An 11920-nucleotide genomic window follows, 5' to 3' on the forward strand; every position below is an offset into this window, starting at 1 on the left:
GATCAGAGCCAATAAGCTGGTCACTATGCAACCAATGCCATTGCGTTCCTTTTAACAACTCTTTATCAAGTGCCCGTGCATTTTGCACTGGTCAACACAGGAAGAGCATGATGAGAACAAAATGGCTTTTGGGATTGGGCCTTAGCGCCCTGATGGGCAGCGCCCAGGCACAGCTGGTGATCAGCGAAGTGCTGTACGACGCTCCCAACAACGACAGCACCGAAGAGTTCGTAGAGCTGTTCAACGCTGGCTGCACCACTGTGGATTTGAGTGGCTACAGCATCAACGACAACGCCGGCAGCTTCGCCCTGGCCGGCCAGCTGGCCGCCGGCCAGTACCTGACGGTAGCCCGCTCCGCCAGTGGTTTTGCCGCCCTCTTTGGCAGCCAACCCGATATCAGCGGCATGACCCTGGCCCTGGGCAACTCCGGCGACTACGTGCAGCTGAAAAACGGCACCAGCCTGGTGGATCAGGTAGCCTGGGAAGGCGGCCTGTCGGGCTGGAGCCTGAACGCCACCAACGTCGCCCTGGCCCGCGCCACCTTCAGCAGCGCCAGCAACCAGAACGATTGGCAGGTGGCCGCCAATGCCGGTAGCCCCGGCAGCGGCCCCCTGCAAAGCGACTGTGGCGGCAACGAGACCCCAGCCACGGCCCTGGCCAATGGCGTGGCCCAAACCGACCTGGGTACCGCCGCCCAGGCCAGCCTGCACTTCTATATTGACGTAGCCCAGGCGCCCCTGACCGTTACCAGCAGCGGCGGCAGCGGCGATGCCGACCTCTATGTCAAAGCCGGCAGCGCGCCGTCCACCGCCGACTACGACTGCCGCTCCATCAACTCGGGCAACGGTGAAAGCTGTGTGGTCAACAGCACAGGCCGCGTCTATATCGACCTCTACGGCTACAGCGCCTTTAGCGGTGTCATCCTCAGCGCCAGCTTCGACACCGGCTCGGATAACGGCGGCGGTGACGGCGACACCGACAGCTACTATGCCTCGGCCCTTGGCAAGACCGGCAGCGCCCTCAAGGCGGCGCTCAATACCATCTTGCAAGACAGCGTCAACTTCACCTACTCCCAGGTCTGGGACCAGTTGGAGTACACAGACGAAGACCCCAACAACAGCAACAACGTGATCCTGCTCTACTCCGGCCGCTCTGAAGCGAAAAGCTTTCGCGCCGGCCAGACCAACGACCAAGACGCCTGGAACCGCGAACACGTCTGGGCCAAGAGCCACGGCTTCCCGTCCTCCAGCCAGTGGGCCTATACCGACATCCACCACCTGCGCCCGGCCGACGTGTCCATCAACAGCAGTCGTGGTAACAAGGATTTTGACTGGGGCGGCAGCCCCCTGTCCGAGTCACCGGACAACAAGACCGACAGCGACAGCTTCGAACCGGCAGATACCGTCAAGGGTGACGTAGCGCGGATGCTGTTCTACATGGACGTGCGCTATGAAGGCAACGACAGCACCGGGGTACCGGACCTGACCCTGGTCCACAGCACAGGTACCAGCGGCGCCCAACTGGGGGATCTTTGCACCCTGCTGGAATGGAACGCCCAAGATCCGGTTTCGGCCTGGGAAGAGCGCCGCAACGAGCGGGTCTATGAGCGCCAGCACAACCGCAACCCCTTTATCGACCACCCCGAGTGGGCCCAAGCCATCTTCGGCGCCAGCTGCAACTAAATAAAAAGCCGCCCTCAGGGCGGCTTTTTACCAACAGAGCAGCAGTCAATTCGTTAGCATGACACCTGAAGTTATTGACACCGTGTCCATAATTCGTTTTTCAAGATCGTGGCGAACATCCAATATCTTTTCGTCAAGGGCATATTCATCAGACATGTAGGTGAATACAAAGTCGAGAATATTATAGTCATCAAGCCTGAAACAGTAATGGCTGGCAGGAAAATTCATTTCTTTTTTCAAGAAAAAATAGACCCAAGTATTATCGACACCTTTGTAGTGATGGTAGTCGCTTTCTTGCGGGACTGTTTTCAACAAGCCATCCAAGTGTTCCTTCATTTCTTGCGAAAAGTCAATTTTTTCATGCCCATAACCATATTTACGCTGAAAAAAATCTAGCACTCTTTCCCTTTGATATCGATTAAAACCTTTTTTACCCTGATTCACCCCATTTTCATAGTAGTCATCATATTCCCAGGTAAGATACTCTTTCATCGCTTGCTCATTAGGAATTGGACATTTACTTTTAACTTTTCTTACTCGCACTGATAGAGATACTGAAGCAGCAGCATTATTGTATAAAAGACGACTGGAATAATTCCAACGCCATGTATTAATAGGGATAAAGATAACAGGGCCAAATGATGTGATGTATTGCCCAATAAATTGTTCGTCATTGATATTGATATCAACAGGCATCATATCATCGAGATCAATATGGGTGACGGGAACGCGGAATGATAGAAACTTCCCTTCAAGGTTAAAATGATAGTCGATGGCAGAACGAAAATCAGGGCCACCGACTAATCCCCATAACCGCGTCAATATGCTCACTGCAATCCCCTTTATTACCTAACGGAGTTATCAATAAATTTCTTAACCGATTTCGCCATGCCATTCTTACCTAAAAACAATAACTGTTTATAGTACGTTTCTATACCCAAAAAGGGTAGTGTATGAGCACTGCTGCCTGGTCCACCCAACATCACCGACAAGATAAACCGCAAGCTGCTTTTCCCACCTGCTTTACCCGCCTTATTTGGCACTACATCAAACGGGTTGTTGTTAACATTGATTAATTTAATTCCAGCCGAGGCCATGGTGTTTTCAAACAGGGCAACATGGGCACCACTGCCATGTAAAGCCACCTTCTGCTTATCCAGGGGCGTGCCTTTCGTTGCCATATGCAGTTGCACTGCCCTTAAAAAAATAATGGCACCTTGGCTATGCACTGTCCACTTCTTCACTTTTCCTGCCTGTTGGCATTGGTGAAGCACGGCGGCCAGGTGGGCAGCATTGCTGGATGAGTTTCTATCCTGATTCCTATCCCAAAGGCATTCGGCGATATCTTGAATAAAACCTTCTGTTGGGTTATGGAATAGGGTATATAGATCTATTTTGTCCTGTGGATAAGCCGATTCCACATGAGTAGCCATTAACCAAGTGGCTTTCCTAAGATCGTTTTGCATGCCGTTAACAGCCACATGCTCTGACTCGACCCGGGAAACGGGCCTTCTGATATCCCATGAGGCCGTAACATCGCTGATGAACTTATTAAACTTACGTTTGTTTTGTTTTATATCAGTCGTTGATGAGCTAACTAATTTATTCATTTCCTCATCAAAGCGTCCAGATATGGATTCGTTTTCATATCTATCCACTTCATACATCATATTCCTTTCTTTAAAACCTGTGTTTTTATTTCCATGCAAGGATCTATCAAAGAATATATCATTGATCAGCAGTACCCCACCCGGCTCTGCCGTATAGTTGATAAGATAGTGGTACTGACTGAAAGGATAGCGGGATTTAAAGAGTCGTTTCGCAGGGTTATTCCAATGCTTACAGACATCCAGTGGCAGCGGATTATAGGTGAGGTATAAAATTTCGTCTTGGACTTTGCTACGGTCAAACTCATTAAGAGAGGCCAGCATGGTTGCTGCCTGGCCAGTCAGCACCACTTTTTCCGCTAAACGTTGCTCTTTCATGCTGTCGCTACTTTGCTTGATTTCTTTCCAGGCCTGTTTTGCCTCAAACCAAGAATAGCGTTGAAAAGCGCGCTTAAAGGCCTCTTGTGGGTTAGTAATTTGGTAGCTCATTGTTGCTTCCTTTCATCCTTGAATAGAAGAGATAGGAAGCCAAATGAGCAAGAGACAGGCTGGCTGCTGCGGCGTTAAGACAATGGCTTCCTTGCCAAGGTTAAACCTAGTGACCAGTTAGTGACTTGGCAAAGGCACATCAGCATTACAGATTTCTTACACTGCTTTATTGCTCGTGGCGCAGGAAGACCCAGGTATCGCCCTTGGACTCCTGGGGGCTGAAGAAGTAGCCGCCGTAGTCGAAGGCCTTGAGATCTTCGGCGCGGCTAATGCCCTTGTCGGCCGCAAAGCGCACCATCATGCCCCGGGCTTTTTTGGCGTAGAAGCTGATTATCTTGAACTGGCCATTCTTCTCGTCCTTGAACACCGGGGTGATCAGCCGGCCTTTGACCTGCTTGGGCTTGACCGACTTGAAGTATTCGTTGGAGGCCAGGTTCACCAGTTCGTCGTTGCCGCTGTCGGCCAGGGCCTGGTTAACCTTGTCGGTGACCAGGTTGCCCCAGAAGGCGTAAAGATCCTTGCCCCTGGGGTTGTCGAGCTTGGTGCCCATCTCCAGGCGGTAGGGCTGCATCAGATCCAGGGGCCTGAGCAGGCCATAGAGGCCGGAGAGAATACGCAGGTGGCGCTGCACATAAGCAAAGCCCTTATCGTCAAGGCTGGTGGCGTCCAGGCCGGTGTAGACATCACCAGTGAAGGCCAGCAGCGCCTGCTTGGCATTATCCGGGTTGAAAGGAGCCTGCCACTGGGCAAAACGGGCGGCATTGAGGCCGGCCAGTTTGTCGGAGATGTGCATCAGGCTGGACAGCGCGGCAGGGGTCAGCTGGCGGCAAGTGTCGATAAGCTCGGCAGACTGGTCCAGCAGGTCGGGCTGGGTGAACTGGTCGGTAACGGGCCTGGTTTCAAAGTCCAGGGATTTGGCCGGGGACACCAGCATCAGCATGGGCAAAACTCCTCGAATCGGTGGTCTGCCACTCTAACAAAAAAGCGGCCCCGGGGGGCCGCTTTGCATCGATTGTGCCGTTCGGTCAGGACTTGTCCTGCTCCCAAACCCCAGGGGCCAGGCGGCTCTTGAGTTCGGGGAACTTACGCACGTCAAAAAAGGGCGTCTTGCCGGCGGCGCGCTGGCAGTTGTAGTCCCGCGCCAGTTTGAAAGCGATGTTGGACAGCAGCAGTATGGCCACCAGGTTGACGATGGCCATCAGCGCCATGGCCAGGTTGGCCAGATCCCAGACGATCTGCAGCTTGGCCACGGCACCGAACATCACCATGCCCAGGGCCATCACCCGGTAGATGCGAATGGCATTGTCCGAACCGGGGCGCAGGAAGCTGACGTTGATCTCGGCGTAGTAGTAGTTGGCCATGATGGAGGTGAAGGCGAAGAAGAACAGCGCCACCGCCACAAAGCCGTTACCCCAGCCGCCCACCTGGGAACTCAGGGCGCTCTGGGTCAAGGATACCCCTTCGGCGTTGCCACTGAGATCGACCCCGGACAACAGGATAATAGAGGCGGTAGCGGTGCAGATCACCAGGGTGTCCATAAAGACCCCCAGCATCTGCACATAGCCCTGGGAAGCCGGGTGCGGCGGAGTGGGGGTAGCGGTGGCAGCGGCGTTGGGGGCCGAGCCCATGCCCGCCTCGTTGGAGAACAAGCCCCGCTTCATGCCTTCCATCAGCGCCTTGGACACCGCATAACCGGCGGTACCGGCCGCCGCTTCCTGCAGGCCAAAAGCCGACTTGATGATAAGGCTGAACACCGCCGGCAGTTCGCTGGCGTTCATCAGCACTACCACTATGGCAACCCCAAGGTAACCGGCCGCCATAAAGGGCACCACCACTTCGGCCACACCGGCAATGGAGCGCAGGCCGCCGAAAATCACCAGGCCGGTCAGGGCCACCACCACCACGCCCACCAGCCAACGGGGCAGGCCAAAGGCGGTGTTCATGGCTTCAGAGATGGAGTTGGATTGCACGGCGCAGAACACCAGGCCGAAAGCCAAAATCAGGAACAAGGCGAAGAGGATGCCCATCCAGCGGGCCCCCAGGCCACGCTCCATGTAATAGGCCGGGCCGCCACGGAAGTTGCCGTGGTTGTCCTTAACCTTGAACAACTGTGCCAGGGTGCTTTCCACAAAGCTGGTGCTCATGCCGATAAAGGCGATCAGCCACATCCAGAAGATGGCACCGGGGCCGCCGGCACTCAGGGCCAGGGCCACACCGGCCAGGTTGCCGGTGCCCACCCGGGCGGCAAGGGAGGTACAAAGCGCCTGGAAGGAAGACACACCGGCCTTATCGGCATGGCGGGAATGGCGCAGTATGGTGAACATGTGGCCGAAGTGGCGCAGCTGGATGAACTTGAGGCGAACGGTAAAGTAGAGGCCGGCTCCGATCAGCAGGTAGATCAGTACGGAGTCCCAGAGCAGGCCACTAAGCCAGTTTACGGCTGAGTTGGCGACGGTAAGCGCCTGGCCCAGCAAATCTTGGTTGTCTGTCATGGCTGTCAGCTTGGTTGTGAAACAACGGCCCCAGCCGCACTGGCTGGAGCAAAGTGCGGGAGTCTAGCATCGACGGCTAGACCGCCAAACCGCAAAACTGTGACCAAAGCGACATTTAGAAACGCTTTTCACCCTCGGCAGCTTTCATATACTCTTGCCCTTCCCTCGCTTCCAAGGACCTGCCATGTGGTTTAAAAATCTGCTGCTCTACCGTCTGACCAAGCCACTGACGCTGGAAAGCACGGCCTTTTCCAACCAGTTGGCCGACAACCGCTTTACCCCTTGCGGTAGCCAGGACATTGCCCGCTACGGCTTCGTCAACCCGGTGACCCGCCGCGAAGACGGCGAGCTGACCCACCAGGCCGACGGCAACTGGCTGCTCTGTGTGCGCCAGGAAGAAAAACTGCTGCCCGGCGGCGTGATCAAAGAGCTGCTGGACGAGAAAGTGGCCGAGATCCAACAGGCCCAGGGCCGCGCCGTGGGCCGCAAGGAAAAGCAGACCATCAAGGAAGAGATCGTCACCGATCTGTTGCCCCGCGCCTTTGTCCGCTCCCGTTTCACTTATGCCTACATCAGCGAAAAACTGAACCTGGTGATCGTCGACACCTCCTCTGCCGCCCGCGCCGAAGAAGTGCTGGGGCTGCTGCGCAAATCCATCGGTTCCCTGCCGGTCACCCCCCTGGCCGCCGCCACCCCTGTGGCCGTGACCCTGACCGACTGGCTCAAGACCCAGGCCCCGGCGCCCTTCGAGGTGGATGACGAGGCCGAGTTCAAATCCCTGCTGGAAGAAGGTGGGGTGATCCGCACCAAGAAGCAGGCCCTGAACATGGACGAGATCAACACCATCCTCGACAACCAGCGCCTGGTGTCCAAGCTGGCCATCAGCTACCCGGACAACCTGTCCTTTGTGCTGGACGAAAACCTGGCCATCAAGCGGGTCAAGTTTGCCGACCTGCTGCGGGAAGAGAACGACGACATCGATGGCGCCGACAAGGCTGCCCGCCTCGACGCCGACTTCGTGCTGATGGCCCGCACCTTCGAAGTCTTTATACCCGAGCTCATCAATGCCCTGGGGGGCGAGGCCGAAGCCCTGGCCTGAGGCCAATAGCATTGGAAAAGCCGGGAAATGCCCGGCTTTTTTGTGCCATGAAAAAAGCCCCGGCCAAGGCCGGGGCAAACCACTGGATCAGAAAGAATAGCGGACACCAAGAGCGAAGGTGCGGCTATACAGGGAGTTGCTGAAGTTGTAGAGGTCCTCGTCCTGGTAGTAGGACTGATAGATCTCTTTGGTCAGGTTGGTGGCGTCAAAGGTCAGCATCAGCTGGTCGCTGAGGTCGTAACTCAGCTGGAAATCCAGGCTCTGCTCGGGGCGACGGTAGACACCACGGGGGTTGGCGAAGGTTGGCGCTTCATAGTTGTTGAGCCAGTCTTCCCGCCACACATAGGACAGGCGCATGTCTACCGGGCCGTGGTCATAGATCAGCACCGCGCTGTAGGAGCTGTCCGATACCCCGAACATGCTGCGGCTGGTGTAGCCCATCAACTCACCGGTCTCGGAGTTGTACTCGGGAATGTCCTGGGACGAATCCAAGAAGGTGGCGCTGGCCTGGATGCCAAGACCATCGAGTAGGCTAGGCAGGCCTTCTGGGAAGTAAACAGTACCCAGCTCCACCCCTTCGAGGGTGCCGTTGGAGGTATTGGCCGGCAGGCTGAGGATGTAATCCAGGGTCTCCGACTCACCCGGCTGGCGATAGCTCACCAGTTGCCGCGAGTCGTAGGCAAAGCCGTCGATCTCCCGCTTGAAGTAGGTACCGTAAAGGGCGTTACCCTCCCCAAAGTACCATTCCAAAGACAGATCAAAGTTCTTGGACTCGACCGGCTTGAGGGCCGGGTTGCCGCCGGTGGCGGTACCGCGCTTGTTGCCGGTCAGATCCTTGTTGTAGGTGATAAAGGGGTTGAGCTGGCCAAAGTCGGGGCGGCGCAGGGTCTCGGTGTAAGCCAGGCGCGCCATCAGGTTATCGGTCAGGTGATAACGGGCAATGATGCTCGGCAACAGCTTGTCACTGGAGTTGGAGGTACCGCCCAGGTCGAAAATGGTCGGGTCCACTTCCGGGTAGTTGTAGAAGGTCATGTCGGTATCGGCCGTGGTATAGCGCACCCCGAATTGACCGTCGAAACGCCTGCCGAACAGCTCGCTGTCAAAGTCGGCTTCCAGGTAGGCGTCCCAGGACTTCTCGCTGATGTCGAAGGTTTGCTTCATCACCAGCTTCTCACCGGGAATGTTGTAAAGCTCCCGGTAATGATCCCGCGACCCCATCAAGCCATAGCCATTGGCCACCACCCAACTGGTCGGCACATTGGCCTCACCGTCAAAGAAGTAGGGGTTGTGATAGACCAGGTCACTGTCCAGGGATTGGGCGCTTAGCAGCACCGCATCGGCCCCCCTGGTATGGGACTCGCCGCCCCTGTCTTCATAGCGCAGGCCGGCGCTGATACGGCTGATAAAGCCGCTGGACAGGAAGTACTCGCCGTCCAGGGTGAAGGCCAGGGAATCGCCCTTGTCCTTGCCGCCGTTGTCGAAGTACTGGCCCATGTTCCATTGCACGGCCGCCAAATCGACCGGGGTGCTGTAGTCGTCTGCCACAAAGCCCCAGGCGGGCAGGCCGTCGTCGGCATTGAAATCCACCCGCACATTGGGGATACCGACCGCGTCGGCCCGCAACGCCACAAAGTCGGTCTTGTATTCGCTGGTTTGGTAAACCAGCTCCGACTTCAAGCGAAGGGCATCAGTCAGGTCCCACTTGCCTCCCAGCGCAAAGACATAGCTGTCGGTCTTGCTTTCCGAGTAGTCGCCGCTGCTCCATACCGCCGGGCTGCCGACCACCCGGGACTTGATGACATTGGTCCCTTCATAAAAGGTGGGCGGCGGTACGTCGGCCAAGTCGCCCCACCAGTCCACATAGCTGAACAGCATGGAATTGAAGCTCTTGTTACGAAAGCCGTTGTAAAAGGCTTCGAACAGGTACTCGGAGCTGTCGTTGGGGGCCCACTGCAGGGACAGGTTGAAGGCGGGGCGCTCGCGCTCACCGTTGAGGTCATTCTGGAAGATGGCGTCCCGGGACAGCACATAAGGCACGTCGGCCTCGGTGACGTTGCCGTTAGTGTCGACCAGGTCAAAGGTTGAGCCTGGCGCATTGGGCAGGCCATTTTCCAGGCCCTGGGGCCAGCCTTCGAAGATACGCTCCAGGTTGTCGGCACGGAAAGGCACCAAAGCCCCCGCCGTCAGGTTCTGGTCGCGGTAATGAGTGCGGGTGTAGGCGACGTTGGCCAGGGCACCCACTTCACCTATGGCGGTATCCCAGCGGTTGCTGACCAGGGCGCTGATCTGCGGATCCGTCTTGTCGGTCTGGTCGGCATAGATGCCACGGGCGGCCAGCACAAATTTGCCACCTTCAAAGTTGAAGGGACGCTGGGTATGGATATCTATCTGGCCCGCCAGGCCGCTGGCCAGCTGATGGGCGCCCCTGGTTTTGAAGACATCGACGCTTTCGAGCAAGGCGGCGGGAATATCCTGGACCGCTACGGCCCGGCCGGTGGAGGTAAAGATACGGCGGCCGTTGACCGTGGTGGTGACATCGGTCAGGCCCCGGATGGTAATGGTGCTGGCTTCGCCAGACGCCCGGTCGGTGACCTGCACCCCTGTTACCCGTTGCAGGGCTTCCACCAGGTTGTTGTCGGGAAACTTGCCGATGTCCTCGGCCACGATGGAGTCCACCACCTGCACGCTTTGCTGCTTGATATTCATGGCTTTGTTCAAGCTGCCACGGATACCGGTGACTTCAATCACCTCCACATCGTCTGTGGTGGCGGCACTGTCGGTACTGGTGTCGGCAGGCAGGGCCTGGCGGGCCAGGTCTTGTTCATTGTCCTGGGCCAAGGCTGACCCCGTGGACGCCAGCACCAGGGCGATGGACGCACTCAATAGGCTTTTTCTGAACATGGTGTTCCCCCAAGTATTTTTCTTGTCTGCACAGGTCCTTGCCTGTGGATCATCTGTACTGCATCGAGTTAAAACTTATTGTATTACTTTTAACCAATCAAGACATTTTCATTAAAAAAATCAACAGCTTAATTGATTGAAAAACGAGCGTAGCAAGGCTGGCCGGGTCCCACCCGGCTGCCTTGTTTTATCGGTGTCGTCCTGCCGCTCAGGGCTGTCTTAAGAAGAAGTGCTGGCAGCGGTTGTCCTGGACTGGGGCCTGGTTGACGGTGGTTCCATCGGCAAGGCCGCAGCTGGCCAGATCCAGGCTCTGTTGGCTATGCCTGTTGATCAGCTGCACGGCACCGTCGCCCTGCGGGCTCAATCGCCATTGGCTCTCGGCAGCGCCGCAGTCTGCCAATACCACAGGGGCACCTGCGGCCAGAGACCGATGCTGTACTGCCAGGCACTGGTTGCTGCCCTTGGGCGCCAGGGTGACAAAGCCGGCTTCGGCTGCCTGGAAACGCCACTGCTGGTCCTGGCCCTGGTCGTAAGCGCGCTGCACCAGGCGCCCCTGCGGGCGCCCCTGCAGGTGCCCCTGGCTTAGGCTCAGCACCTTGCCGCTTTGCGCAGACACCAGCGCCACCTCCTGGGCCGGCAGTGCCTGCCAGTTGCCCAGGGACTCACCACTGTCCTGGTTGGTTAACGCCAACTGGCCGTCGTCCTGGCTGGCCAGGGTCCATTCCTGGCAGGCCTGGTTTTGCCATGGTTGCCAGGAGGCACCGCATTGTTGACCGGTCAAAAACTGGCCTTTGGCGTTGGCCAGCCGGTAGGCGCCGTGGCGGGTGGGATCCAATACCAGCTTGCCCTCCCCCAAAGTCCGACCCTGGCCGTTCAGTTGCCAAAAAGCCCCTTGGGGCACCAGGGTAAGGGGGCCGTTCTCACCGGACGGCGCCGCGACCGGGGTTTGCTCGGAAACGGGTTCACCAAAATCCGGGGTGCCGTCCCCATGCCAGCCAAAAGGCTGGGCCCTGAGGCTGCGACTGGCAGAGCAGCCGTCGGTTTCTTTGCTGTTGCCGTGGTAGACCAGCCAATGCTCTTTGCCGTCCGGCGATTTGAAGAAGCCGTTGTGGCCAGGGCCGAAAACACCGTTGCCCCGTTCAAAAACCGGCTGGGCGGCATGGGTCCAGGCCTTGGGATCCAGCGGGTCCTGGCCGGTCAGTTCAATCTGGGCAAGCTTGTAGTCCGGGGTGTCACAGAAACTGGCGGAGTAGATGACGAAGGTGCGGCCATCTTTTTTCAGGACTTCAGGCCCTTCATTGACCTTGCGGCCAGACTGCGCCCAGGGTTGTGAGGGGCGGGTCAGCACCACCTTGTCTCCCGCCAGGGTCCAGGGGTCGCGCATCAGGGCGATGAAATTGAGCTGCTCATCGCCCACCCATTCGGACCACAGCAGGTAAAGCTTGCCCTGGTGCTCCAGGTAGGAGCCGTCGATATTCCAGCTGTCCGGCATGGGTGAGCCTTTGTAGCTGTAGGGCCCCATGGGATCGTCACCGGCACTTTCCAGCACCGACAGATGCTGGCCGTCCAGGTTTTCCTGCTTGCCGGAGGTGAACATCAGATACCAACGATACCCCTTGGGCCCCTTGAGGCGGGGGAATTCAAAGGCCC

Annotated in this window: 8 protein-coding genes; 2 read left to right on the plus strand and 6 right to left on the minus strand. The window is 57.3% G+C overall.

Annotation, left to right across the window (positions count from 1 at the left end; all coding sequences use genetic code 11):
* The first annotated feature begins 107 nt into the window (after window positions 1–107).
* On the plus strand, window positions 108–1682 hold the full coding sequence (locus B3C1_RS16910) for an endonuclease (protein ID WP_035482595.1): 1575 nt from the start codon (window positions 108–110) through the stop codon (window positions 1680–1682).
* Window positions 1683–1727: 45 nt separating this feature from the next.
* Here B3C1_RS16910 and B3C1_RS20325 read toward each other — a convergent pair whose 3' ends face one another.
* The 4 genes from B3C1_RS20325 to B3C1_RS16930 all read right to left on the minus strand — a co-directional run bounded on the left by B3C1_RS20325 (window position 1728) and on the right by B3C1_RS16930 (window position 6270).
* Window positions 1728–2513, minus strand: a complete 786-nt coding sequence (locus tag B3C1_RS20325; RefSeq protein WP_156804611.1) for a hypothetical protein — start codon at window positions 2511–2513, stop codon at window positions 1728–1730.
* A gap of 14 nt (window positions 2514–2527) precedes the next feature.
* Window positions 2528–3778, minus strand: coding sequence for a hypothetical protein (locus B3C1_RS16920; protein ID WP_008486317.1), 1251 nt, complete (start codon window positions 3776–3778; stop codon window positions 2528–2530).
* A gap of 166 nt (window positions 3779–3944) precedes the next feature.
* On the minus strand, window positions 3945–4718 hold the full coding sequence (gene yaaA, locus B3C1_RS16925; RefSeq protein WP_008486318.1) for a peroxide stress protein YaaA: 774 nt from the start codon (window positions 4716–4718) through the stop codon (window positions 3945–3947).
* A gap of 85 nt (window positions 4719–4803) precedes the next feature.
* A complete protein-coding gene (locus B3C1_RS16930; protein ID WP_008486319.1) occupies window positions 4804–6270 on the minus strand; it encodes an alanine/glycine:cation symporter family protein in 1467 nt (488 codons plus the stop codon).
* Between the two features lie 184 nt (window positions 6271–6454).
* Between B3C1_RS16930 and rdgC the strand changes: the two genes are divergently transcribed.
* Entirely contained in the window at window positions 6455–7369 is a 915-nt protein-coding gene (rdgC, locus tag B3C1_RS16935) for a recombination-associated protein RdgC (RefSeq protein WP_008486321.1), read from the plus strand.
* Between the two features lie 87 nt (window positions 7370–7456).
* On the opposite strand, the gene B3C1_RS16940 is transcribed toward rdgC, so the two are convergent.
* Complete coding sequence (locus B3C1_RS16940; protein WP_008486322.1) at window positions 7457–10270, minus strand: TonB-dependent receptor; 2814 nt, start codon at window positions 10268–10270, stop codon at window positions 7457–7459.
* Window positions 10271–10478: 208 nt separating this feature from the next.
* Window positions 10479–11920 (minus strand): family 43 glycosylhydrolase (locus B3C1_RS16945; RefSeq protein WP_008486323.1); only part of this gene is annotated, 1442 nt, incomplete at its 5' end.

Origin of the sequence: Gallaecimonas xiamenensis 3-C-1 (assembly GCF_000299915.1) — a bacterium.
GTDB classification, from domain to species: Bacteria; Pseudomonadota; Gammaproteobacteria; order Enterobacterales; family Gallaecimonadaceae; genus Gallaecimonas; species Gallaecimonas xiamenensis.

Excerpts from the sequence above, each read along its gene's own strand:
- B3C1_RS16910 (WP_035482595.1), top strand. The coding sequence starts at position 108 with ATGATGAGAACAAAATGGCTTTTGGGATTGGGCCTTAGCGCCCTGATG.
- B3C1_RS16920 (WP_008486317.1), bottom strand. The coding sequence starts at position 3,778 with ATGAGCTACCAAATTACTAACCCACAAGAGGCCTTTAAGCGCGCTTTT.
- yaaA (WP_008486318.1), bottom strand. The coding sequence starts at position 4,718 with ATGCTGATGCTGGTGTCCCCGGCCAAATCCCTGGACTTTGAAACCAGG.
- B3C1_RS16930 (WP_008486319.1), bottom strand. The coding sequence starts at position 6,270 with ATGACAGACAACCAAGATTTGCTGGGCCAGGCGCTTACCGTCGCCAAC.
- rdgC (WP_008486321.1), top strand. The coding sequence starts at position 6,455 with ATGTGGTTTAAAAATCTGCTGCTCTACCGTCTGACCAAGCCACTGACG.
- B3C1_RS16940 (WP_008486322.1), bottom strand. The coding sequence starts at position 10,270 with ATGTTCAGAAAAAGCCTATTGAGTGCGTCCATCGCCCTGGTGCTGGCG.